At 48.9% G+C, this 24,018-nt stretch carries 19 protein-coding genes, 1 pseudogene and 2 CRISPR repeat arrays; of the genes and pseudogenes, 12 read left to right on the top strand and 8 right to left on the bottom strand.

The features are described 5' to 3' along the window. The first annotated feature begins 5 nt into the window (after nucleotides 1–5). The 8 genes from casB to FD47_RS04525 all read left to right on the top strand — a co-directional run bounded on the left by casB (nucleotide 6) and on the right by FD47_RS04525 (nucleotide 11,392). Nucleotides 6–638, top strand: coding sequence for a type I-E CRISPR-associated protein Cse2/CasB (gene casB, locus FD47_RS04565; RefSeq protein WP_082402648.1), 633 nt, complete (start codon nucleotides 6–8; stop codon nucleotides 636–638). Beyond that, a complete protein-coding gene (cas7e, locus tag FD47_RS04560) occupies nucleotides 628–1,704 on the top strand; it encodes a type I-E CRISPR-associated protein Cas7/Cse4/CasC (RefSeq protein WP_162230590.1) in 1,077 nt (358 codons plus the stop codon). Before casB ends, cas7e begins: the two co-directional genes overlap by 11 nt. Then, the gene (gene cas5e, locus FD47_RS04555) at nucleotides 1,685–2,416 is read left to right on the top strand and encodes a type I-E CRISPR-associated protein Cas5/CasD (protein ID WP_056980107.1); all 732 of its coding nucleotides are present in this window, start codon (nucleotides 1,685–1,687) and stop codon (nucleotides 2,414–2,416) included. Before cas7e ends, cas5e begins: the two co-directional genes overlap by 20 nt. 12 nt (nucleotides 2,417–2,428) lie before the next feature. Then, a complete protein-coding gene (gene cas6e / locus FD47_RS04550) occupies nucleotides 2,429–3,100 on the top strand; it encodes a type I-E CRISPR-associated protein Cas6/Cse3/CasE (RefSeq protein WP_056980106.1) in 672 nt (223 codons plus the stop codon). Nucleotides 3,101–3,102: 2 nt separating this feature from the next. Beyond that, nucleotides 3,103–4,056, top strand: a complete 954-nt coding sequence (gene cas1e / locus FD47_RS04545; protein WP_056980105.1) for a type I-E CRISPR-associated endonuclease Cas1e — start codon at nucleotides 3,103–3,105, stop codon at nucleotides 4,054–4,056. After that, entirely contained in the window at nucleotides 4,053–4,961 is a 909-nt protein-coding gene (gene cas2e, locus FD47_RS04540) for a type I-E CRISPR-associated endoribonuclease Cas2e (protein WP_054735673.1), read from the top strand. The genes cas1e and cas2e overlap by 4 nt, the downstream gene beginning before the upstream one ends. A gap of 29 nt (nucleotides 4,962–4,990) precedes the next feature. Then, nucleotides 4,991–7,402: a CRISPR direct-repeat array (repeat unit 28 nt; unit sequence GTATTCCCCACGCATGTGGGGGTGATCC). 64 nt (nucleotides 7,403–7,466) lie between these two features. Then, a CRISPR array of direct repeats spans nucleotides 7,467–9,019; the repeat unit is 28 nt; unit sequence GTATTCCCCACGCATGTGGGGGTGATCC. A gap of 274 nt (nucleotides 9,020–9,293) precedes the next feature. Further along, nucleotides 9,294–10,244: an IS3 family transposase gene (locus FD47_RS04530; RefSeq protein ID WP_162230589.1), complete on the top strand. Its 951-nt coding sequence runs from the start codon at nucleotides 9,294–9,296 to the stop codon at nucleotides 10,242–10,244. A gap of 317 nt (nucleotides 10,245–10,561) precedes the next feature. Next, on the top strand, nucleotides 10,562–11,392 hold the full coding sequence (locus FD47_RS04525) for an undecaprenyl-diphosphate phosphatase (protein ID WP_054734544.1): 831 nt from the start codon (nucleotides 10,562–10,564) through the stop codon (nucleotides 11,390–11,392). 65 nt (nucleotides 11,393–11,457) lie between these two features. Here the strand turns inward: FD47_RS04525 and FD47_RS04520 are convergent, their stop codons facing one another. From FD47_RS04520 to FD47_RS04505, 5 genes are all read right to left on the bottom strand, one after another. Continuing rightward, nucleotides 11,458–12,225 carry an alpha/beta hydrolase gene (locus FD47_RS04520; protein WP_056980104.1) on the bottom strand — a complete coding sequence of 256 codons (768 nt, stop codon included), beginning with the start codon at nucleotides 12,223–12,225 and terminating at the stop codon, nucleotides 11,458–11,460. Then, nucleotides 12,222–13,025 carry a CHAD domain-containing protein gene (locus tag FD47_RS04515; protein ID WP_054734547.1) on the bottom strand — a complete coding sequence of 268 codons (804 nt, stop codon included), beginning with the start codon at nucleotides 13,023–13,025 and terminating at the stop codon, nucleotides 12,222–12,224. The genes FD47_RS04520 and FD47_RS04515 overlap by 4 nt, the downstream gene beginning before the upstream one ends. A gap of 169 nt (nucleotides 13,026–13,194) precedes the next feature. After that, entirely contained in the window at nucleotides 13,195–14,964 is a 1,770-nt protein-coding gene (locus FD47_RS04510) for a choline/carnitine O-acyltransferase (RefSeq protein WP_056980103.1), read from the bottom strand. A gap of 5 nt (nucleotides 14,965–14,969) precedes the next feature. Beyond that, a complete protein-coding gene (locus FD47_RS15340) occupies nucleotides 14,970–15,146 on the bottom strand; it encodes a hypothetical protein (protein ID WP_156319448.1) in 177 nt (58 codons plus the stop codon). Then, complete coding sequence (locus tag FD47_RS04505; RefSeq protein ID WP_054734556.1) at nucleotides 15,143–16,726, bottom strand: BCCT family transporter; 1,584 nt, start codon at nucleotides 16,724–16,726, stop codon at nucleotides 15,143–15,145. Before FD47_RS04505 ends, FD47_RS15340 begins: the two co-directional genes overlap by 4 nt. Nucleotides 16,727–16,995: 269 nt before the next feature. Here FD47_RS04505 and FD47_RS04500 point away from each other — a divergent pair, with 269 nt between their 5' ends. After that, a complete protein-coding gene (locus tag FD47_RS04500; RefSeq protein WP_056980102.1) occupies nucleotides 16,996–18,168 on the top strand; it encodes a D-alanyl-D-alanine carboxypeptidase family protein in 1,173 nt (390 codons plus the stop codon). A gap of 84 nt (nucleotides 18,169–18,252) precedes the next feature. On the opposite strand, the gene FD47_RS04495 is transcribed toward FD47_RS04500, so the two are convergent. Together FD47_RS04495 and mazE are read right to left on the bottom strand one after the other, a co-directional pair. Continuing rightward, nucleotides 18,253–18,636, bottom strand: a complete 384-nt coding sequence (locus tag FD47_RS04495; protein WP_054734558.1) for a type II toxin-antitoxin system PemK/MazF family toxin — start codon at nucleotides 18,634–18,636, stop codon at nucleotides 18,253–18,255. Beyond that, a complete protein-coding gene (gene mazE, locus FD47_RS04490; RefSeq protein ID WP_225425033.1) occupies nucleotides 18,633–18,854 on the bottom strand; it encodes a type II toxin-antitoxin system PemI/MazE family antitoxin in 222 nt (73 codons plus the stop codon). Before mazE ends, FD47_RS04495 begins: the two co-directional genes overlap by 4 nt. A gap of 467 nt (nucleotides 18,855–19,321) precedes the next feature. Between mazE and FD47_RS04485 the strand changes: the two genes are divergently transcribed. The 3 genes and pseudogenes from FD47_RS04485 (at nucleotide 19,322) to FD47_RS04475 (ending at nucleotide 22,809) form a co-directional block, all read left to right on the top strand. Next, the gene (locus FD47_RS04485; RefSeq protein WP_054734563.1) at nucleotides 19,322–20,266 is read left to right on the top strand and encodes an L-lactate dehydrogenase; all 945 of its coding nucleotides are present in this window, start codon (nucleotides 19,322–19,324) and stop codon (nucleotides 20,264–20,266) included. A gap of 310 nt (nucleotides 20,267–20,576) precedes the next feature. Then, nucleotides 20,577–21,997: pseudogene (locus FD47_RS04480) on the top strand (anion permease). Nucleotides 21,998–22,029: 32 nt separating this feature from the next. After that, nucleotides 22,030–22,809, top strand: a complete 780-nt coding sequence (locus tag FD47_RS04475) for an alpha/beta fold hydrolase (protein ID WP_054734607.1) — start codon at nucleotides 22,030–22,032, stop codon at nucleotides 22,807–22,809. A 59-nt stretch (nucleotides 22,810–22,868) separates the two neighbouring features. Here the strand turns inward: FD47_RS04475 and FD47_RS04470 are convergent, their stop codons facing one another. Further along, nucleotides 22,869–23,816 (bottom strand): sugar-binding transcriptional regulator, encoded by a 948-nt coding sequence (locus FD47_RS04470; protein WP_054734567.1) that lies wholly within the window; start codon nucleotides 23,814–23,816, stop codon nucleotides 22,869–22,871. Nucleotides 23,817–24,018: the final 202 nt, after the last annotated feature.

Here is a 24,018-nt window from a genome sequence, read left to right as displayed (position 1 = left end):
AATCAATGGCATATGTGAATTCGACGACGTTTAAAATTATCAAAATGACCGCCAGCATTATTCAAGAACTCTATGGGAATGGAAATATCAATAGGGCGGTACTAGCGAGTATTCGCGGGGCGTCGTCAATGACCAGCCCACGGGCGCAGAACGTTTGGCCGATTATGATGGAAAAACTTGATCCGGCGATGCTAAGCCGAACTGGTAAGCCGACAAGGGCTGAAATAGCCGTATATTCTGCCTTAAGATTTTACGCCATTCACCAACAAGGTAAAGAGCCGCTTGTTGCCGGAATTTCCGGTAAGGATGAGACGGCTGACGGGATTACGTTGTTTGCGGCGTTGGCTAACTTACGAAAAAATGACGATACTCGAACGGCTCTGGATCGGCGAGTACAGGCATTGTTTGGGACGACCAACATCAGCAGTGTGATTAATTCGATCACGCACCTTGTTGAAATTTTGAAAGCGACCACGCCAAATCAGAAGATTGATTACGCGCGGCTAGCCGGGGATTTATACCGCTACCAGGGCGGCTACCAGCAAGCACGGCAGGTTAGCCTGGCTTGGGCGCAACAGTATTACCGATTCATCAAACAACCAGTAACTTTGACAGAAGGAGAGAAAAATAATGACTAATGTGTATGTTGACTTAAATGTGCTACAAACTGTTCCGTCATCAAACATCAACCGTGACGATACCGGGGCTCCCAAGACGGCGCTCTATGGTGGGGTTTCCCGTTCCCGAGTTTCCTCGCAAAGCTGGAAGCATGCGATTCGAAGCTCCTTTAAGGACTCAGGTGTTAATACCGGTACCCGAACAAAGGACGCTGCCCAAATGTTGGCCGATAAGTTGATGGCTTTGGACGCATCAATGGACGAAAAAACGGCTTGGGCAAAGGTAGATGCCGTATTTAAAGCTGCCAGCATTAAGCTTGATAAAAACAACGAAACGGGCGCCTTACTGCTCGTGAGTCCGGGGCAAATTGAAAAACTGGCTCAGTACGTCATTGATCACGACGAGCTTGACAAAAAAGAAGTCAAAAAAGTCTTAAAGTCCGACAATTCCTTAGATTTAGCCCTCTTTGGCCGAATGGTCGCTGATAATCCCGAATTAAACGTTGAAGGATCTGCCCAGGTTGCCCATGCCATTTCGACGCATGAAGTGGTACCGGAATTTGATTACTACACAGCTTTAGATGATCTTCAGCCTGACGATGCCACTGGTGCGGCAATGCTGGGGACGGTTGAATTCAATTCAGCTACGCTATACCGCTATGCCAATTTGAATGTGAATGAATTGGTTCATAATTTGGGCAGCCAAGATGCCGTTGCCGGAGCAGCCGATTTCATTAAGGCCTTTATTTTATCGATGCCAACCGGTAAGCAGAATTCGTTTGCCAACAAAACGTTGCCGAGTTATGTGATGGTCACGATTCGCACGGACACGCCGGTCAACTTGGTGTCAGCTTTTGAAGACGCAGTTAATTCAACGAACGGCTATGTTCAGGCATCGATTGAAAAGCTCGAAGAAGAGTACAAGGCAACGCTGGGATTTGTTGCTGATCCATCCTTAACGGTGGTTCTCGCTAATAAAAAATATCAATCGAAATTGGATGACCAGGTTGACGACTTATCCAATCTCCTAAGTAAAGTCACCGATGCTCTGACGAAGGTGGTCCAGGATGAAAACACTAACGATTAGATTGACGGCACCGTTGCAGTCGTATGGAAATGAAGCCAGCTTTTCCCGGCGGACCAGCAGCGACCACCCCTCAAAGAGTGCGGTCATTGGGATGATTGCCGCTGCTCTGGGTTATCATCGGGATGATCCCCGAATCTTGACTCTGAATGATCTGAGTTTTGCCGTCCGGGTGGATCAAGCTGGTAAAGCATTGACTGACTACCAAACGGTTGAATGGAAAAAAGATACCCGCAAAGTTACTTATCGCGATTACCTCCAAGACGCGGTATTTGTTGCCGCATTGGGAAGCGACGATGAGCAACTGATTGATCGGATTGCCGAGGCTTTAAAGCGCCCTAAGTTTCAATTGTTCTTGGGTCGCAGATCAAATGCGCCGGCAGGAACGCTTAAAGTCAGTGTTTTTAAGGACGATAATCCGGTTTCAGTGCTCAGCGATTTGCCGTGGGAAGCATCAAAATGGTATCAGAAGCGTCAAAAGAAATCTGAATTGATCAAGAATGTTGAGATTATTGGAGACGCCGACTTAATGCCAGGCAAACGAAGTTCAATGGGTAAGGACCGGGTTGAGTCGTTTGACCAACGAAATCGGCAGCATGGTTATCGAGCCGTTGCCGTTGAGACCATTAATTTAAAGAATCCGTCCTTTGCCAAAGACCAAACGGAGATCGATGATGAACCAGAAACGAAGCACGACATCATGGATCATCTGTAGAAAGGAGTGCCCATGTACTTATCAAGAGTTCAAATTGATATCAATAACCGCCAAAAAACCAGGGATTTAACCCACCTGGGAGCTTACCATAACTGGGTTGAGCAAAGCTTTCCAAATGAAATTGCGACTCATGAACGCCGCCGGCATCTGTGGCGCATTGATCGGCTGGCAGGAAAATCGTATTTGCTTGTGCTGAGTGAAAACGCACCAGATTTGACGAAGCTTGCGACCTATGGGGTTCCCGGAACGGCCGTCACAAAACCATACGATCAGTATTTGGCGGCAATTAAACCGGGACAAATCATGCAGTTTCGCCTAACTGCTAATCCAACTCATGCAATCAAACGCCCGGGCAGTGATCAACCACGGATTGTTCCGCACATTACCATCGCCCAGCAGCGGCAATGGTTGGTGGATCGTGCTGAAAAATCCGGATTTGAGTTAGTTAAACAGGTTGCGGCGGATGATTCACAAAGCGAATCGGTTGCTGCGTTTAACGTTGTGAGTCGAGACTATCCCGTTCTCCACCGCAAACGGGGCCGTGGCGTTCGGCTGAGTCGCGTCACATTTGAAGGCGCGTTGCGAGTTGAAAATCCAGTCCTGTTTAAACAGACGCTGGTGAAAGGAATTGGCCGTGAAAAAGCCTTTGGAATGGGGCTTATGACGGTTATTCCGGGGAGATAATAATGGCTGGAAAAATGGGCGCGAAAAAGCCCGAACTTTCAGAACTGAGCCGCGTTCGTGATCGGTTGACATTTCTTTATTTGGAACACGCTAAACTCAATCGCCAAGATAGTGCAATGATGGTCACCGATAATCGGGGGACCGTTTTTGTGCCGGCTGCAATTGTCAGCGTTTTAATGTTGGGACCCGGGGTTGATGTAACTCACCGAGCCATGGAACTCATCGGGGACTCTGGCATGGCGGTAGTGTGGGTTGGCGAGCAGGGCGTACGGCAATATGCCCACGGGAGGTCTCTGAATCATTCGTCGCGAATTCTGCAGGCCCAAGCGAAACTGGTTTCCAATCAGCGATCGCGAGTGGCGGTAGCCCGTAAAATGTACCAAATGCGGTTTCCGAATGACGATGTTTCTGATTTAACCATGGCCGAATTACGGGGTAAGGAGGGCAGCCGAGTGAGAAATGTTTACCGGCACCAGTCCTTAATCACCCATGTTAACTGGTCACGGCGCGAATATAATCCTGATAATTTTGAAGCCGGCACGCCAATTAACAAAGCTTTGACCGCCGCTCACCAGGCTCTATATGGATTGAGTTACAGCGTTATTGTTGCGATGGGGGCTTCGGCCGGTCTTGGCTTCGTGCACACTGGTCACGATTTGTCGTTCGTGTATGATTTTGCCGATCTTTACAAAGCCGAGTATTCGATTCCGGTCGCGTTCAGGGTTGCCGCTGAGTTTGGTGATGACAAGGATATCGGGTCTCGGACGCGACTTGCCATGAGGGATGCTTTTAGCGATGGCAAGTTACTCGTACGAATGGTTCAGGATCTCACGTCAATTCTTGGCGTTACTGAAACTGATATTGGCGCCGGCGTGATTAATTTGTGGGATGACAAGATGGGTCTTCAGAAATTTGGCGTTCAGTATCATGAATTTAAAGAAGATGGTGGCGTATGATTGTGATAACGCTGACCAAGGTGCCGCCTTCGCTGCGAGGCGATTTGACCAAGTGGTATCAAGAAGTCCAAACGGGGGTCTATGTAGGTAATGTCAGTGCCCGAATCCGCGATTTGGTTTGGGAACGGGTGATGAAAAACATTGGCAGCGGCGAGGCCACCATGGTGTATAACGCCAAGAACGAGTTGGGTTATCAAATTAAGACGACGCGAAAAGCTTATGAGGTTGTCGATTTTGACGGCATTCCGTTGATGATGCGTTTAAATCATCCGCCCGCAGTTGCCAAACATGGTTTCAGCAACGCTGCCAAGTACCATCGGGCAAAGGTGATGGCACGGAAAAACATGAAGAAAACTAATGTTGGCAAATCAACTGGAACTAGCGTGGCAGCAACCATAGTATCACTTGATCTAGAGACAACGGGGTTGGATGCCGCTAAAAATCAGATTATTGCCATCGGTGCCGTTAAGCGACAAAAGAATGGTGAAGATGTTTCATTTCATAAATTAATTCGAATTGATGGCCAAGTTCGCAAGAAGATTACTGAGTTAACCGGAATCACATCTGAACGGTTAAGTGCAGAAGGCGTTGAGCTGGTCTCCGCGCTCCAAAAGCTGGAAGCCTTCGTTAAGGATGCGGTGATTGTTGGGTATAACCTCCGATTTGATGAGGCCTTCTTATCCTATAATATTCAAAATAACGGACTTCCGGAGCTGACTAACCAGATGATTGATTTGATGCCGGTTGTTAAGAAAGCTAATCAGTTTCTGGAAAATTATCGATTAGCAACTGTGCTGAAAGATTACGATATTGAGAATTTAACACCCCATCACGCATTAGCGGATGCGGAAGCGACTTTGTTACTGGCGATGAAGTTAATGAAAAATGGCAGTTTTCACATTTAAGAATGCTGTTATATCGGCTTTTGTTTAGTGTATTCCCCACGCATGTGGGGGTGATCCCAAACCGGCTACACAAATTGGCGACCCAGACAAGTATTCCCCACGCATGTGGGGGTGATCCTTGCACCAGCTAAACCTAAAGTATTAACCAATTGTATTCCCCACGCATGTGGGGGTGATCCTACTAACTATATCAAACAAGCAGAGTGGACTAAGTATTCCCCACGCATGTGGGGGTGATCCTTATATACCTAATTATTCAAAAGTCCTATAACAGTATTCCCCACGCATGTGGGGGTGATCCCTAGAACTGAATCACCGAAGCAAATTAAAGAGGAGTATTCCCCACGCATGTGGGGGTGATCCTAAGACTTTTTAAAGCATAGAGGCTTTGTGTTAGTATTCCCCACGCATGTGGGGGTGATCCTCAAATTATACTGGTACACTTTTACTGGTTATGGTATTCCCCACGCATGTGGGGGTGATCCCTTGGCCGGCGACAAAGTCATCATTTTCTTTGCGTATTCCCCACGCATGTGGGGGTGATCCTGATTATACAAGTTTAAATAGTGATATCAGTTCGTATTCCCCACGCATGTGGGGGTGATCCCCAAACCCAGACACTGAATTGGCTGAAAGCCAAGTATTCCCCACGCATGTGGGGGTGATCCTAATTTATTCTTTCTGTAATCGTGAACTACTCGGTATTCCCCACGCATGTGGGGGTGATCCTGGACCGGGCATTGGCAACGAGCGATGAAATTAGTATTCCCCACGCATGTGGGGGTGATCCATAAATACCCCTGATAAGATTTCCCCTCATCCCAGTATTCCCCACGCATGTGGGGGTGATCCTCAATAATTGCTTCTAAAGACTGTCCAACAGTAGTATTCCCCACGCATGTGGGGGTGATCCCGATAACTGAACCGCCTTTTTGCAAACGGGGATAGTATTCCCCACGCATGTGGGGGTGATCCTATGGCCGTTATCAGGGCTGGTGGTACTGATGAGTATTCCCCACGCATGTGGGGGTGATCCCATCTTCATCCGCAAGACAGACGCTCTGGTTAAGTATTCCCCACGCATGTGGGGGTGATCCCTTTGCGTGTCAAAGGATCAATCTGTAAAACAGGTATTCCCCACGCATGTGGGGGTGATCCTAAGCTTTTTTCCAGCCTTTAAATCAGCAGTTGGTATTCCCCACGCATGTGGGGGTGATCCCTGTGGGGAAACTTTACGTTTTCGGAAAATTGGGTATTCCCCACGCATGTGGGGGTGATCCTGCTAAATGGGTAGAGAAGCAAGCTGCTCTATGGTATTCCCCACGCATGTGGGGGTGATCCCAATCCAACTAACGAACCTTTTACAACCACTTTGTATTCCCCACGCATGTGGGGGTGATCCTATACGAGGGAGACGTTTTAGAATATTGTTATGAGTATTCCCCACGCATGTGGGGGTGATCCTAATGCCTGCCATAAAGTTTTGTGAATCGGACTGTATTCCCCACGCATGTGGGGGTGATCCTTAACACTTTTGGACAACCACAGTCATATCATGGTATTCCCCACGCATGTGGGGGTGATCCTTATACGCCACTGCTGATTTATTTATGCGACAAGTATTCCCCACGCATGTGGGGGTGATCCCGTGGAATCCAGCCTTGGGATTGTTTACATCCGGTATTCCCCACGCATGTGGGGGTGATCCCGGGCAATGAAATTGACTTATGTACCAATGGTGGTATTCCCCACGCATGTGGGGGTGATCCCTCGTTAAACAACTTTGTGAAGCAAAAAATATGAGTATTCCCCACGCATGTGGGGGTGATCCTGATATTTGAATGGCCAGTCAACAAATACATAAGTATTCCCCACGCATGTGGGGGTGATCCCAATCAAAGAGATGACACAAACTATCAACGCTGGTATTCCCCACGCATGTGGGGGTGATCCTGGATAATCTGACGCTCTGCAACTTTTCCAGCTGTATTCCCCACGCATGTGGGGGTGATCCTCCCAACCCCATTTTTATCAACACAATCCTTAAGTATTCCCCACGCATGTGGGGGTGATCCTCCCAACCCCATTTTTATCAACACAATCCTTAAGTATTCCCCACGCATGTGGGGGTGATCCTCCCAACCCCATTTTTATCAACACAATCCTTAAGTATTCCCCACGCATGTGGGGGTGATCCTCCCAACCCCATTTTTATCAACACAATCCTTAAGTATTCCCCACGCATGTGGGGGTGATCCTCCCAACCCCATTTTTATCAACACAATCCTTAAGTATTCCCCACGCATGTGGGGGTGATCCTACTCTATGTATAGGAGGCAGCATGTAAATGCAGTATTCCCCACGCATGTGGGGGTGATCCTACTTGTAATATTCTCTTTAAAGTTTTCTTTAAGTATTCCCCACGCATGTGGGGGTGATCCTACTCTATGTATAGGAGGCAGCATGTAAATGCNCCAACCCCATTTTTATCAACACAATCCTTAAGTATTCCCCACGCATGTGGGGGTGATCCTACTTGTAATATTCTCTTTAAAGTTTTCTTTAAGTATTCCCCACGCATGTGGGGGTGATCCTGAACTCCTATGGAACTAATATGAGTTTAATAAGTATTCCCCACGCATGTGGGGGTGATCCTACTGATTTAGTTGCTCCATAGTTATTAGCTAAGTATTCCCCACGCATGTGGGGGTGATCCTGTTTCGTGATTTATCTAATGCACCCTTTAATAGTATTCCCCACGCATGTGGGGGTGATCCTCAAAGGATGGGTTAAAATGTTAAAAAAGAATTGTATTCCCCACGCATGTGGGGGTGATCCCAACATTGGAAAATGGCAAGCTATTCCAGGACTGTATTCCCCACGCATGTGGGGGTGATCCTGATATTTGAATGGCCAGTCAACAAATACATAAGTATTCCCCACGCATGTGGGGGTGATCCCAATCAAAGAGATGACACAAACTATCAACGCTGGTATTCCCCACGCATGTGGGGGTGATCCTGGATAATCTGACGCTCTGCAACTTTTCCAGCAGTATTCCCCACGCATGTGGGGGTGATCCTCCCAACCCCATTTTTATCAACACAATCCTTAAGTATTCCCCACGCATGTGGGGGTGATCCTCCCAACCCCATTTTTATCAACACAATCCTTAAGTATTCCCCACGCATGTGGGGGTGATCCTCCCAACCCCATTTTTATCAACACAATCCTTAAGTATTCCCCACGCATGTGGGGGTGATCCTCCCAACCCCATTTTTATCAACACAATCCTTAAGTATTCCCCACGCATGTGGGGGTGATCCTCCCAACCCCATTTTTATCAACACAATCCTTAAGTATTCCCCACGCATGTGGGGGTGATCCTCCCAACCCCATTTTTATCAACACAATCCTTAAGTATTCCCCACGCATGTGGGGGTGATCCTACTTGTAATATTCTCTTTAAAGTTTTCTTTAAGTATTCCCCACGCATGTGGGGGTGATCCTGAACTCCTATGGAACTAATATGAGTTTAATAAGTATTCCCCACGCATGTGGGGGTGATCCTACTGATTTAGTTGCTCCATAGTTATTAGCTAAGTATTCCCCACGCATGTGGGGGTGATCCTGTTTCGTGATTTATCTAATGCACCCTTTAATGGTATTCCCCACGCATGTGGGGGTGATCCTATGAAAGAGCATAAGCACCCTTTATTGATAGAGTATTCCCCACGCATGTGGGGGTGATCCTCAAAGGATGGGTTAAAATGTTAAAAAAGAATTGTATTCCCCACGCATGTGGGGGTGATCCCAACATTGGAAAATGGCAAGCTATTCCAGGACTGTATTCCCCACGCATGTGGGGGTGATCCTTTTCAATCCGTTCTTTAATTGGGAGAGCGGCTGTATTCCCCACGCATGTGGGGGTGATCCTAAATTATGAGTGAAAAAGTGAAGGTGCCACAGGTATTCCCCACGCATGTGGGGGTGATCCTTGTACGACGGTTCAGAAGTGCGCTTGTACAATGTATTCCCCACGCCTGTGGGGGTCAAAAACAACATCCCGATCAAGTGTAACCAATCCCCATCCCGCAATTTTCTTCCCATCTCACATTCTTATCCCTGTTCAAATTCCCCGCCGTGAACTAAAATAAAATTAAATTAACGTTATCCATTACAAACCACGCAACGCGGTGACCACTCCCGCTCATCAGTCGAGGTGACGCACATGACCCAGCGATTTGTCCAAACTGAACTTTTAGGTGACTGGCTTCTTCAAACTGACATTCGCCAATCGTTTTTAAAACCGTAGCGAAGGCCGGCAAAGAAGTGGCGGCTCTGTGCCGTCGGGAAATATCGCAGATCATCTACGACCTTCGCGGAAAGTTCATTCTCACTGACATTTTAAAGGCCCTTCGATTTCCGAAGGCAACCTATATGTATTGGCAGAAACGGTTTCACCGGCCTGACGCTGATAAAGCCCTTGAGGACCGGATTCTTGCCGTTCATCGTCAGAATCCGGACTATGGCTACCGGCGGGTGACGATTGCCCTGCGTGATCAGGGGGTCCTAATTAATAAAAAGCACGTTCAGCGCCTGATGCGCAAACTTCATATTCAGGCTGAGGGATGTGCCAAACGGGCCATTCACTTGGATTCGACGACTTATCATTCCTATCAGGGCAAGGTCGGGATTGTTTGTAAGAACCGGTTGCGCCGCCGGTTTTGTACGGCCATTTGTCATCAGAAAGTCACGACGGATACCACCGAACTCAAGTACGTCGTCAAGCTGCCCAACGGCCAGTTTCAGGTCAAGGGCGTTTACCTGGACGCCTTTTTAGACATGTATAATCGAGAAATTATTTCGTACCGGATCTCTTCACAACCCAGTGAAGGGGCCATCTTGGCCGCACTCAACGACGCCGTGAAGGTGACCGCTGACTGCCCGGTTCGGCGGACCTTTCACTCCGATCAGGGATGGGTTTACCAAATGGCGGCCTACCACCAGCGGCTCAAGCAGGAACGAATTTTTCAAAGCATGTCACGGAAAGGCACCTGTCTGGATAACGCGATCATGGAGAATTTCTTCAGCATTTTGAAACGCGAGATGTACTATGGCCGGGTCTATCACAGCTTTGCCAGACTCAAGCTGGCGATTCAGCGTTACATACACTACTATAATTATGTCCGCATCAAGGAGCGGCTGGGATGGTTAAGCCCGGTCGCGTATCGGCAGCGCCACAGCGGTGACGTTGACCTTGATGAAGCCAAGCAGGATTAGTCTGCTTCAAAACACGCCGGGGTTCCTCACTAAATTAATGCCTGACAAAATAATCATCTAAATCATAAAGGGTCGCAGCCATAAGCCGCGGCTCTTTAAGTCTTCAGTTGATTCAAAATGAATGGTCAGTTGGGCTGTTGGTCACGTAAAAAGGGTGCTCATTCACATTTGCCTCATCACCAATTAAGGAAAAAATAGCAGCTGGCATCCCGAATGTAAAAAGTCCGTTTCCAATATGTAAACAATTGGTAAATCAGCCCCGTTGCCGCGTCATTTATGGCATGCTTGGACTATCAATTAAATAGGAGTCGTTTGTCATGCTAAATATTATCAAAGCCATTATTTTAGGGATCGTCGAAGGCATCACCGAGTTTTTGCCGATCAGTTCCACCGGTCATCTGATTCTGGTGAACGAGTTCATCAAAATGAGTGAGTCCCAACAGTTTACCGACATGTTCAACGTGGTCATTCAGCTCGGCGCCATCATGGCGGTGGTGGTCCTGTACTTTCATAAGCTCAACCCGCTGTCGCCCAAAAAGACCAGCGATGAGCGCCGCTTAACCTGGATTCTGTGGTCGAAAGTGATTGTGGCCGTCCTGCCGTCGGTCGTGATTGGCCTTCTGCTTAACGACTGGATGGACGCGCATTTGATGAACTGGGCAGTCGTCTCCGCCATGCTGCTGGTGTACGGGATTCTGTTTATCGTGATTGAAAATTGGAACGCCAAACGGACCCCGCAGTTCACTGATTTGAACCGATTGTCGTATTCAACCGCCTTCATTATCGGGCTGTTTCAACTTTTGTCGCTGGTACCCGGGACTTCCCGATCCGGGGCCACCATTCTCGGCGGAATTTTGATTGGCACGTCGCGGTTTGTGGCGACTGAATTTTCATTCTTCCTGGCGATCCCCACGATGTTCGGGGCGTCATTGCTGAAGCTTTATAAGTACTTCCACCACGGCGGCGTCTTTACCGGCATGCAGACGGCGGTATTGCTGACGGGGATGATTGTGTCATTTATCGTTGCCTACCTGGCGATTCGGTTCCTGCTTAATTACATCAAGCATAATAACTTCAAGGTGTTTGGCTGGTACCGCATTATCCTCGCGGTGATCGTGATTGGGTATTTTGGATTGGTAGCCAAATAAATGTGAAACAAAAGCGGTTAGTTTCCAGACTTACTATTCTGGAAGCTAACCACTTATTTTTTCTGTCATTCATCCTGATTTTTCAATGGTGCTCCGTCACTCAGCCGCACATTCAAAAGCCAGCGCAACATTTCGGGAAACATTTCCTGCCAATAAAGCCAATCGTGATCCCCCGGACCGGTCTTGAGGTCAAGTGTCAGCGTCCCCTGATCCTGAAGGCGGCGAACGAAGCGGGCGTTTTGCGGTTTCAGGATATCCTGATCGCCAATACAATAGAAGGTTCTTAAACTTTTGAGGGCTGCCGGCGGGGCCTCCTGGGCCAACTTTTCCAAATATTGATTTGGCAAGGGACCCGAAAAGATTTCCTGATAATCCGGCATCACTTGCGGCAGGCTGGTTAAATCGACAACCGGCGACATCGCCATGACCGCACTAAACCAGTCGGGGTGGCTGAACGCTAACTTGAAAGCGCCAAAGCCACCCATCGAGACGCCGCCGACAAAGTTGTCAGCCCGGGCGGTTGATAGGGGCAACAGCTGCCGCATGGTGGGGATGACCTCGGTGGTTAAATAATCCCAATAAGGCAGGCCCCGGTCCATGTTCGTATAAAAACTGCGGTTCATTTCCGGCGTGATGATGGCCAGATTTGTGTACTTATCCAGCACCTCGAGGTTGGTTTTACGCAGAAAGCCGCTGCCGTTATCCCCCAAGCCGTGAAGCAGCCACAGGACCTGCAGCTTGCCGGATTGGGGCAGCTCATTGGGTAAAATCACGTACGTGGTGGTCTGTTCTTGTAATCCGGACCAGGCCCGCGTGTAGGTGAGAACGCTCATTTGGAATCCCCCTTATTTTGGCGGGCCGGCTTAATTTTTGCCAGTTGATCATCGGCAATCTTTAATAACAGCGCAGTGTCCCGCGGGTCCTGGGCTTGCTTGGCAAAGGTTTTGAGATAGTCGGCGTTAATATGGGCGTCGGTAATGGTGCCGGTGGTGTTCTGGATTTTTTCGGCCTTTTGACGAATTTTCGGTGCGTTCTTGGGTGCCAAATTGACAAAGTAGGTGGCCGCGTACCGCAACGTTTTCGAGCGTTTGCGCAGGTGATGAACCGCGGGGTAGTCGCTTAAATCAAGATGGCGATATTCCTTGGCCAGCTTTTTCTTCCGGCGGGCCATTTCGGTTTCAACGTAGTCTGACCAGTTATCCTGTTGGTCCAGGTCGAGCGTCTTTAACTGGCGCTGGACATTGGTGATAGTGGTCGCCAATTTGTCTTGAACGGCCGTCGTGAGGGTGGCCTGCATGGCATCGTGTCGTTTGGCAGCCAACATACTGAAGAAGTGCTGGTAGGCCGCGTTCTTGTCAGGATGATCGTACGCAAATTGAGCGGCCTCTTCGATCAGAACGTCGAGCTCGCGAACCGGGCCAAAGATTTGCGCCGCGGCACTCAACTGCTGGTCGATTTCGGTATAAACGGTTGTGGGCAGCCGCCGCTTGATAAATTTAATCAGTCCCCGCAAGGTTCGGATCGCGACCCGCAAGTCGTGGGCCCGATCAGGATCGTACGGGTTATTTTGGTAACGGACAGCTTCAGTTTTAATGACGCGAAATTGTTGATGAAGAATCGACTGGATTGGCATGAGTCATTACCCCTTTTCGTGAGAGATGGCAGTCGATGGCATGACCACAATTGATCAACGATTGATTCATCTTAAAGATAGCACAAAAAAGGGGTGGCGACATCTAGATAGTTGTCGTCACCTCATTAGCTGAAATCATCAGCCGGTTATTACTATATTAAGCGTGGCGTCACAGTCGGTTGCGATTCTTCGGCCAGCTCAATACCATTTCATGCAAATCGTCAAGGGCCTTGCCGATGGCCACCAGCCACTGATTCGGGGAAAATTCGGCTCCCTGCCAGCTGGAAACCGCTAGGCGAATATCATCCTTTAAAATGCCGTAGTAAACGCCGTATCCTTTGGGCGAAGTCGGGGCAAAGCTCAGTCCCTGAATGACTGGAAATGGAATCGATGTCGTTGACAGAAAATCGGTTCGCAGCTTTGCAAGTTGGGGGGAAGCGAAAAACGTCTTGGCGATCTTCAGGCCATTTTGATTCTGGTTGAATACCGTTTCCAGCCCCAACAAGTGGCGCTCAACGCCGAATCCCTGTTGGGCGAGGCGAATGCGGGTGGTGTGCGCTTTGGCGGCTGTCTCAAATAGTTGCTTCAAATCCCGCGGGTCTTCCTGATGCTCAAAGGCGGCAATGAAGCGTTTCTTTTCCAGGCTCACGCTGCGGGCGTCTTCGGTGCGGCCCTGGTAGAAGTTGCGCATGGAGACCGGTTCGTAGATACTTTGCCAGGTGCCGGTCAGCCGATACATTGCCAGGGCGAGGGCGATGTGGAAGAAAGCGTCGGGACTAACGCCAAATTGTTTGATCTGGTTCTTGCCGAAGTGATCGAAGGCGGCGGTTGTAATGGTTATTTGGCCGGCAACCCGTTGATTTTGATCAGCGGCAAGTTTCAATTGACTGGTCAGTTCCGGCGTTAAGTGAAACGAGACTGGTTTTGGCGGCGTCGTTTTCATCGACCAGCGCGAGTGATCGCCTAGGCCGGTGAGGGCGTGTTGAATGAGGTTCAGTGCCGGCACGCCGTCCACACGGCTGTGTTCAATGGCGAAGCCGACGTGGGAATCGGAATAGATCACGATTTGAAGTGGCTTATCCACAAAGCGGTTGGTGACGCCCAGCAGCGTTTCTCGAAGATAGTTGTGATCAGCGGGCGCCGTTTCGAAGCTGACCGTGAACAATGCGTCACTGACGGCATGCCAGATCGTGCGATTATGATCATCTTCTAGCAGGGCGGTGAGTTGTTGAGCGGCCTGATCCCGGGGAAGACCGGTGAATTCACCGACAAATGGCGAATCGCTTGCCGGTTGAGTTAAAATTTCCGTGAGATCCGCGGCGATCTTTTCGGCCGGCAACTGGCGCCCGTCCGCGTCCGTGACGGTCACAAAATACAACTGGCGCCCGGAAATGATGGCCACCTGTTGGTTGGTTATTTCGGAATCGCCCTGATAAAAGCTGTCCTTTCCAAGTCGGGCCAAGCGCATGGCCTTGAAGAAGTTTTGGTAGTAACTCATGTCCATCAAATTACCATTGCGGTAGGTTTCCAATGGTTGATTGCCCGTGGCGTAGCTCAGGTAGGCGCCGGTCAAGCGGTCAATGATTTGGGCGGCCAGGTAGCTTTGGCTGGCCGCCGGGGGAATCACGGCCGGATCAACCGTGAAGGCAAAGTTGGTGGAATTTTGCAGCGGCTGACGGCTGGTTAAATAACTTTCCTCCCAGATGGGGGCAAGCCAGCTGCCCGATGTTTGCCGGGCTAAACTGATCAGGCGTTTCTGCAAGATTGGACCGTCCGTTTGGGAAAATTGTCTGACCAAATGATAAAAATCTTCGGCTGTCTGCTGATTAAGCAGTGGGGTTGCCCAAATTTCCAAGCTGGTCAGGGTTTGGGCAAGCTCCGGGACCGGTAATGACGGTAATTTTGGCTGGAGGTCAGTGGTATAACGTTCATTTACCATGACGATCACTCCTCCTTTTTTTGATCGAATGCCTCGTACACGATCCAGGCAATCAATGCAATAAACGCGATAATGACAAGCGACGTCAGTAAGTTGGTCACGATATCGTGGCCGGCAAGGGCTTTGTCCAACGGAAAATGTTCGTTGGGGACGAATTTGGATGTTAAGAACATGAGAATCATGATGACGCCTTCTTTCCGTGTTCGCGGTCAATCAGTTGCTGATTCTTTTCAGCGGCTACCAGGAGATTGTGGTTGTAGTCAAGCGTCATCTGCCGGTACATGCCGGAAATGGATAACAGGACAAACAGCATAAACGGAATCCCGATGATGACGCCGACAGCTTTGACGCCGTCCAAAGTCCCGGTGGCGATGTTGGAAAAGGCAATCATCGTGGTCAGGACTGACCACAAAATTACCCGGGTCTTCGGGGCGTTTTCCGGGCCGTTGCTGGTAATGATACTTAACGAAATCATGCCCGACGTTGTGGCGGTCGCCAAAAAGATCACCACCAGTAACAGGAAGATTGGCCCGGTAACTTGGAATCCCGGCAGCTCCTTGAGCACCATGATGAACGACAGGTAGACGTTCTCCGGGTTATTAGCAATAAAATGAATGATTTTACCATCACCAAAGAACGTGTTCCAGAAGCCGTTGCCGGCGAAAACGCTGAACCAAAAGATCAGGAAGAACGTCGGTACCAAAATGGACATGGTCACGATTTGGCGAATGGTGCGGCCTTTGGAAATTCGGGCGATAAAGATCCCCAAGAACGGCGTCCAGGAGAACCACCAGATCATGATTGTGTTGGGCCACGAACCAAACCAGGTCTGATCAGAAAACGGGATGGTGGTGAAGGCGACTGGAAAGACGTCCAAAAAGGCGTGGCGGACGTTTTCAGTCACCAGTCGCATAATCATCGTCGAGTTGGTAATCATGAAGACATAGATCATCAAAATCACCGCGACAATGGTGTTGATTTTGCCAAGGGATGCCATCCCCTTTTGAATCGGCAGAATGGCGGCAAACGTATAAATAAAGAACATGATAATTAATAACGCAATCGAACTGGTCGCTGAAGAAATATCGAACCCGCTGACCGAATGCACGGCGTTTTGGATTTGAAAAATACCAATCGCAATGTGGGCGGCAATTGTCAGAGCGGCCGCGCCAGCCGCGACAATGTTGGCAAGAACGGCAACGCTTGGGGCCCACGCCTTATCAGAGAACCCGGCGGCAATTGGTTCGCCCGGCAGAAACTTCTTTCCTTTATAGTATGCAAAGTAGCCAATCACTAATCCGGCCATGGTGTAGATGGCCCATGCCGGCAATCCCCAGATAAACATGCTGTATTTCATGCCGTTTTCGGCTGCTTGGGCTGGGGAAACACCCCCGGCAATTCCGACGGGTGACTGCAGGTAGTGGACCAGGGGTTCGGCAACCCCAAAGTTGACGATGCCGATACCAATGCCGGCAGTAAACAGGGTGCCAATCCAGGCAAACGTGCTCATTTCTGGCTCGTCGTCGGCGCCGCCCAGTTTAATCTTGCCAAATTTTCCGAAGGCCAGATACAGACAAATCAGCAGCAGAATCACCGGCATTGGCATGGTAAACCAGCTAAAGGTCCGGTTGTAAAGGCCAAGCCAATTCCAAAGCGTCCCGGTCATTCCGGTGGGGCTGACGACGGCCCAAATCGAAAAAATCCCCGCAAAAACAATTGAGGCCCAAAACAAAAAGTTCTTTCGCTGAATAATGGCTTTCATAACGATCACCTTAACCTTTTTTGACCATTACGCGACAGGAAGCATCTCTTCACAAAAGGATCATAGCTTAATTACCGCCGAAATTGGTCAGCACTTTCTACAAAATTTCGGCGGATTTTTTGTATGAAATCACAAATGAAAATACGACAGTGAGGTCACAAAACCATTACAATTATATTTTTCCAGATTTTGATAATTCTAATCAGCTATAATAGATTGGTCTGATCTTTTAGAAAAAGGATCAATTATCGAAATGAGGAGAATGATTCATGAAACGACAATTTATTGGGGTGATTGCCGCAGCCGCCATTTTCGGGGCCACGGCAGTCGTTATGGACCAGCCGGTAGTTGCCCACGCCGCTGGTTATCGGGTTGTAAAGACCACAACTATGAAAAAGACCGCTTATCACCGGGCTTCAAAGGCGGGCTATATTTATAATCTGCACCACACCCGCCGGCTTCACGCACTGAAGACGTATCCCTACACCACCTGGTATGCCGCCAAAAAAGTGATTTTAAAGCATAATGGCAAAAACGCGACATACTACCGCGTTAAAAGCGGCAGCGGTTCTGTTAGCGGCTACGTTTGGCACCATCATTTGAAGAAGGGCAAGGCCCCGTTTGGCTTAAAGTATGCGAAGGCCGCCGTGGCAATGGATGCAAGTACGGGCAAGGTTCTCTGGCATAAAAATGTGAACACCCCGCGGGCGATCGCGTCAGTTTCTAAACTAATGACGCTGTATCTGGTTGATAAAAAGGTTGCCAAGACCTCGGCAACCTGGAATAGTCGTGTAAACACCCACTACGCTGGTTTGAAGACCATGGGGCGGTCCGGCGTTTATGGCGGCTTCAAATTCAAGCAGAATCACTACACCGTCCGCTCACTGTACAAGGCAGCGTTGATTGGTTCATCGAACAATGCCGCCATCGCGCTAGGCCAGTGGGTTGCCGGCGGCTCAACGCCAGCAGCCAATCGCCGGTTTATTAAACTAATGAACAAGCAGGCTAAATCCTGGCACTTCGGTCACGCGAGCTTTGTATCCGCAAACGGCATGGAACAAAATGCCCTGCGTTCATACGGCTATTCGGCACCGGGCGGCAACGCCAATAAGGTTTCCGCCAAGGACGTGGCCCTGATTGCCAAGCACTTTATCAGCGATTACCCCAGCGTTTTGACTTACGCCAAGATGGGCAACGTCAAGATTGGCAGTCAGTCAATGCACAACTATAACAACCTATTGCCAGGCCGCAAGTACGCGCAAAAGTCGTTGAAGGTTGACGGCTTAAAGACTGGTTTTACTGATTTGGCAGGTTACTGCTTCGTCGGAACCGGTAAGAAGGCCGGCCATCACCGCGTGATTACGGTGGTCCTTCATGACGAGAACGAGTTTACTGAAACCCGGTCGTTGATGAATCACGTTTATCGAACTGGGAAAATTTAGGTGTTTAAAGGAATCGAAAACAATCCCGCCAAATCTGCCTGTTAAGTCAGACGGATTTGGCGGGATTGTTTGGCGTTATTCCGGTTAATCGCCGAAGTCGAGGATTTGGTCAAAGTCAAAGATAAATCTGATGAACTGGGCGATTTCACCAAAGGTTCTGGGATCGATTGCTTCGACTTTAACGATATTTCTATGAGGAGAAAGGAAATCAACCGATCGGAGTTGAATGGCATTAACCTGACCACTGATGGCTTTCTGATCAGTCAGTGTAAAGAATCCTGGTCGATGGCGAATGGTGCTTATAATTGGACAGATTTGGACAAAGCCGGTCGCCCGATTATACGGGGTTGCGCTTACGACTAACGCGGGGCGGCGCTTTTTAATTTCCCGACCGGATTGTGGATCGAAGGTCACATACACGATATCGCCCTGTTCAGGGGTATAGCCCCGATACGAATCCCTGCTCACAGCGATTCACGCCCAGTCGAATCATCAGGAAACGCTTCTTGGTCATGGCCAAAGTGAATGGTTGGGTCAGTAAACGGATTTGCCAATTTTGGGACATATGAGAATGAGTTTCCCTTGCCCTTAACCGCGACAACTTCGGTTCCTGATTTGATCCCAAATTTCTTTGGAACCGTCACAACTAATGAATTACCCTGTTCTCTAACTTTCAAGGGGAACACCTCCATGTATTCACGATGTATTCACAGTAATTATATCACGGCTAAACTGATTTTCCTTTCTTCAGACTTATATACGTTTTTCTAACTGATTATTTTTTAAACCAAATCATGATCATGCAGACTAACGGTATTCCCAGCCAACGCGCCTCTAAAAAGGCAAGCCCGAGCAGGAAATTTATCGTGATTTCCTTCACATTGCTTTCTAATAAATCCTTTTAGGGCGGCGTAGGGGCGAAATGGCCCAACCATTTTTAATGAGAAAAACGTTAAAATTATAATAAAAACCGTTTACTTTCTCAAAAAAATTACAAATGGGCATTTAAATTTTGGAAAATAAACGATATGTTTTGACATTTTTAAAACGATAGCATACAATGTATATGAATTCACAAAGAGGATAGAAAGACCGTTGTTTTCCTCAGGCTTGTAGACGGATAGAAAAACGTCAAACGAATGGAGATGCCGTTATGTTAAATCAAATTCATAAATCAAAAAAAGTTGTGCTTATCGGTGACGGGGCAGTTGGCTCATCATATGCCTTTTCATTAATTCAATCTCAGATCGCTGACGAATTGGTGATCGTTGACGTTGCCAAGGATCATGCCGAAGGCGACGTGATTGATCTTGAAGACGTGATGCCAATGGCCGGCCCAATGGGGATTCGCGCTGGTGAATATGCGGATGCCAAAGACGCCGATTTGGTTGTGATTACCGCTGGCGTTCCACGAAAACCGGGCGAAACCCGCTTGGATTTGGTCTCTAAAAACGCCCGCATCCTCGAATCAATTGTGCGTCCGATTGTGGATAGCGGCTTTAACGGCATCTTCTTAGTATCCGCCAACCCGGTTGATATCTTAACGACGATTACCCAACGGATTTCCGGATTCCCACGGACCCGCGTGATTGGAACTGGAACATCCCTTGATTCCGCCCGGTTCCAAGTGGCCCTGGCCAACAAATTCCACGTTAACCTGCAGGATATCGATGCCAACATCTTGGGCGAGCACGGCGACAGCTCCTTTGCCGCCTACGATGAAGCAACCATTCGTGGCCGCGCGCTGCGGACAGTTGCGATGGAAAAGGGGATCACTGAAGATGACCTTGACCAAATTGAAGTGGATGTCCGCAAAAAGGGCGGTAAAATCATCGGCTTGAAGGGCGCGACCTTCTACGGCGTTGCCTACGGGATGATGATGCTCACCCGGGCAATCTTAAATAATCAAAATATTGTGATGCCAGTTAGCGCGCCATTAAGCGGCGAATATGGTTTGAAGGATATCTACATTGGCAACCCGGCCTTGATTAATTCCCGGGGGATTGCTAAAGTAATTGAGGAACCGTTATCAGACGACGAAAAGGCCAAGATGAAGCGGTCGGCACGCCAGATGGCGGAAGTATTAATGAACGCATAACCAAACATGCAAACTTTTTATAATCGGCAATAGCAGTGGTATTATTGAAAGAAATAAAACATTATCACTGCTTTTTATTTGCCCATACTTGTTAATGAAGTCACAATAAAAATGCTTTGGTAATGCACTTAGGGAGGTGTTGGCCCGGTCATAATTTCAAGTGGTTTTTGTGAAACCGTTTCCTAAACGATTGGCATTTGAATAAATTCACAAAAGGGGGATTTGACTCAAATGTTGATTGATCTTCATTGCACCAATTAATGAAGGGGATCGCGAATGGATCCGTTTCAAACAAAGGGGATAATTCTGTATGGAACACTTAGAGAAAATTAAGTACCAGAAATTCATCTGGCCGATTGCCATTGCTTTAATTATATGGCTCTGCACACCGTTTAAGCCCGCCGGAATTCCAGTTGCCGGCTGGCATATGTTAGCTATTTTTGTTGGGACCATTGTTGGGTGCATTACCCAGCCAATGCCAATTGGCGCCGTTGCACTATTTGGATTTACGATTACCGTCACGTTGGGCTTAGTCGATATGGACGACGCCGCCATGGGATTTGGTAACAGTACCGTTTGGATGATCGCCATGGCCTACTTCCTGTCACGGGGCTTCATCAAGACCGGTTTGGTCGTCGAGTCGCGCTGCTGTTCGTCCGCCTGTTTGGAAAGAAATCACTTGGGTTGGTCTATTCACTGATCGCCGTTGATTTGGTGACCGCTCCAGCCACTCCAAGTAACACCGCTCGTTCAGGCGGCATTGTTTACCCAATTATTGATTCACTGGCTCACACCTATGGGTCAGATCCAAGGGACGGGACCGCTCGTAAAATGGGCGCGTTCCTGGTCTTCGAAGAGTTTCACGGTGACATCATCACCAGCGGGTTGTTCATGACTGCAATGGCGCCTAACCTTGTTGCCGTTGCCCTTGCCAAAGCACTGCACGTTAACATCCCATGGATGACTTGGTTCATCGCTGGTTTAGTACCTGCTATTATTTCGTTAATTTGTGTGCCGTGGATCATTTACAAGATGTACCCGCCTGAGATTAAGGAAACGCCAAACGCCAAGGAGTGGGCGGATTCCGAATTGGATAAGATGGGTAAGTTCTCGTTACCTGAAAAAATGATGGCCGGCGTCTTCGTCTTTGCGCTGATTATGTGGATGATTTCCAGCTTTATTGGCATGGAAGCTTCCTTAGTTGCCTTCATGGCCGTTTCGCTGTTACTGCTCACCGGGGTGCTGTCCATTCAGGATATCCTCAAGGAAACCGGGGCTTGGAACACGTTACTGTGGTTCTCAGTCTTGATTTTCATGGCAACCGAATTGAACACTCTGGGTGTTATTCCGTGGTTATCTCTGACCATTAAGAATGCCGTTGCCGGCGTTAGCTGGATCTGGGTTCTGTTGATTTTGGTACTGGTTTACTTCTATTCTCACTACCTGTTTGCTAGTGGGACCGCCCACGTTACCGCAATGTACTCGGCATTACTCGGGGTTGCGATTTCTTCCGGTGCCCCTGCCGTTATGGCAGCTATCACGCTTGGCTTTGTCGGCGCGATCTTTAATTCAACCACTCACTTTGCCAGTGGCCCCGCAACCGTGTTATTTGGTTCCGGCTACGTTAAGCAATCTGATTGGTGGCGCATGAACTTCATTCTCGGGCTCTTCTATCTGGTCGTTTGGATCGGAATTGGGGCTCTTTGGATGAAAGTGATTGGTTTATGGTAATGGTTCATTAAAATTTCGGAGGAGGGATGACGATCAAATTTCAAACCAGTGATCACGTCATTCTCGACTACACAGATGAGGGGCAAGGCCAAACGGTTTTGCTCCTTTCTGGGGTTGGGGCCTATAAAGAAGTGTTCGGCGCCATCATCCCCAAATTAGTTGAGAACGGCTACCGGGTCATTAATCTGGACGCCCGCAATCAGGGCGCTTCTGAACACACTGTAAAGGGGCGGCGGATGAGTCGTCACGCCCTGGATGTGGCGGAACTGCTGGCTGATCTCGACGTCGACAATGTGATTGGCATTGGCAGTTCGATGGGCGCAGCCACCCTGTTTGCATACGCTTCACTGTTCGGTGAGGGCCGGTTTGCCAAATTTGTCGATGTCGACCAGTCCCCAAAAATGATCAGCGATGCCACTTGGCAGTACGGCTTTGAATCGTTAACCTGGGACAGTTTTCCTGCCAGCCTGAAGTTTCCGATGGGCCGGGCCGCAGTTCATAAAATTGGGGATGCCGTTTTCAGTCAAATGAAGGCCGCCGCCAAGGCTCATCCTTACGATGCCCAGCTCAATTATCCGCTGCTGGTTGACCATGCGTTTCAGGACTGGCGGGACATCGTTGCTTCATTAAAGATCCCGCTGCTGGTGGTTGCCGGCAGGCAGTCACCGTACTTTGATCCGGCGTTTGCCGCAGTGATGGCGAAAATGGCGAAGAACGGCAGCGCCAAAGTCATTGATCACAGTGGCCATCTGGTAATGGCCGAACAGCCGGAAGCGTTTTGGACGGCCCTGCGCAAGTTTTTGCGAAGGTGAGGCCAAAAAAGGGCTGCCGCGTAAACGGCAACCCAGTGATCATGCTGATTTAATTGTCCTTAGCCGCCCATTTCCAGCAGAACCCGGTTGGCAACCCCTTCGTTGGTAACGATGTCGGTGAGTAGTTCGCCGCGCAGGGCACCTAACAATGCCCGGGCCTTGAACTTGCTCTTTACGATGCCGACACGACGGGTGGTTGCCAGCACCGTGTCGATGGGGATGCCAAACGTCTTGTCATTCTTGACGTTTAGAATCGTGCCGTTAATGTCGTACGGCCGCCCGTACAGCATGCCGGCCACCCGATCGAGGTCAACGCCGTCAAAAATCTCAGCTTGATGCTGCTTCCACACCGGAATCGTATCAACTGAAGCCAACGTGCCGATACCGGTAAATAGCAGGTCCATCTTCGAAGCGGTGCTAAAGGCCGGGACCAGCGCCGGCTCATGCTGGAGTTCGGCCCTGGCGGAATCACTGAGGATGTACAGCGGTGCCGGCATGGTTTGGTAGGGCGCGCCAAATTTAGCCGCGGCCTTTTCGACCAGTGGGGTGGCGCCAGATAAAGACGTGTACTTGAGGTTATTGCCGACAAATTGCGAGAAGGTGATGTCATCTCTAACTTCGGCTTGGAAGTGGGAGATGACGCTGAGCACTGTATCGCCCCAGGTGAGGCCGATAATCCGGCTTTGGCGAATGAGATCCTGAATTTCTGCCGAGGCATACTCAATGATGTTTTCGTTATCATCGTTGGGCGTGTCTGAAGATTTCAGAATGAAGGCGTTCCGCACGTTAAAGGCCTTCTTAAAGCGCATTTCCAAGTCGAAGTTCCGGCTGATGGGCGTGGCAATGCTGATTTTGACCAGGCCGCTTGCTAAAGCTTCATCTAAATACTTAGTGATGAGGTAGCGACTGAGCTGGTACTTCTTCGATAGGTCGGTGACGGTTTGCTTTGATAGGTAGTAGTCCTGGGCAATGTTGGCCAGGAGTTCCTGATGTTTGACGTCGTTCATGGGCGGGCTCCTTTCAATGGTGAGGCTTTAAAAATATTATAGCATAGGTTTTTACAAATAGAGAATTCCTTTTCAAATTTAAAATCATGATGGCTGTGGATTTAACAAATTTAAAAATATCCATAGATATTTGATAAATGTTAAAAGACGCGTTATTCTATTTAGTGAGCAATGAAATCAGATAAAATCACGCGGAATTAAT

Source organism: Lentilactobacillus parafarraginis DSM 18390 = JCM 14109, assembly GCF_001435895.1.
GTDB classification, from domain to species: domain Bacteria; phylum Bacillota; class Bacilli; order Lactobacillales; family Lactobacillaceae; genus Lentilactobacillus; species Lentilactobacillus parafarraginis.
Note: the sequence above shows the minus strand (reverse complement) of the source record. Positions and strands in the feature narration are given on the sequence as shown.

Excerpts from the sequence above, each read along its gene's own strand:
- FD47_RS15340 (WP_156319448.1), bottom strand. The coding sequence starts at position 15,146 with ATGATTCTCATGTTCTTAACATCCAAATTCGTCCCCAACGAACATTTT.
- FD47_RS04470 (WP_054734567.1), bottom strand. The coding sequence starts at position 23,816 with ATGAACGACGTCAAACATCAGGAACTCCTGGCCAACATTGCCCAGGAC.
- FD47_RS04515 (WP_054734547.1), bottom strand. The coding sequence starts at position 13,025 with ATGCCAATCCAGTCGATTCTTCATCAACAATTTCGCGTCATTAAAACT.
- cas1e (WP_056980105.1), top strand. The coding sequence starts at position 3,103 with ATGGCTGGAAAAATGGGCGCGAAAAAGCCCGAACTTTCAGAACTGAGC.
- cas2e (WP_054735673.1), top strand. The coding sequence starts at position 4,053 with ATGATTGTGATAACGCTGACCAAGGTGCCGCCTTCGCTGCGAGGCGAT.
- FD47_RS04510 (WP_056980103.1), bottom strand. The coding sequence starts at position 14,964 with ATGGTAAATGAACGTTATACCACTGACCTCCAGCCAAAATTACCGTCA.
- FD47_RS04505 (WP_054734556.1), bottom strand. The coding sequence starts at position 16,726 with ATGAAAGCCATTATTCAGCGAAAGAACTTTTTGTTTTGGGCCTCAATT.
- FD47_RS04485 (WP_054734563.1), top strand. The coding sequence starts at position 19,322 with ATGTTAAATCAAATTCATAAATCAAAAAAAGTTGTGCTTATCGGTGAC.
- cas5e (WP_056980107.1), top strand. The coding sequence starts at position 1,685 with ATGAAAACACTAACGATTAGATTGACGGCACCGTTGCAGTCGTATGGA.
- FD47_RS04500 (WP_056980102.1), top strand. The coding sequence starts at position 16,996 with ATGAAACGACAATTTATTGGGGTGATTGCCGCAGCCGCCATTTTCGGG.
- FD47_RS04525 (WP_054734544.1), top strand. The coding sequence starts at position 10,562 with ATGCTAAATATTATCAAAGCCATTATTTTAGGGATCGTCGAAGGCATC.
- casB (WP_082402648.1), top strand. The coding sequence starts at position 6 with ATGGCATATGTGAATTCGACGACGTTTAAAATTATCAAAATGACCGCC.
- cas6e (WP_056980106.1), top strand. The coding sequence starts at position 2,429 with ATGTACTTATCAAGAGTTCAAATTGATATCAATAACCGCCAAAAAACC.
- FD47_RS04520 (WP_056980104.1), bottom strand. The coding sequence starts at position 12,225 with ATGAGCGTTCTCACCTACACGCGGGCCTGGTCCGGATTACAAGAACAG.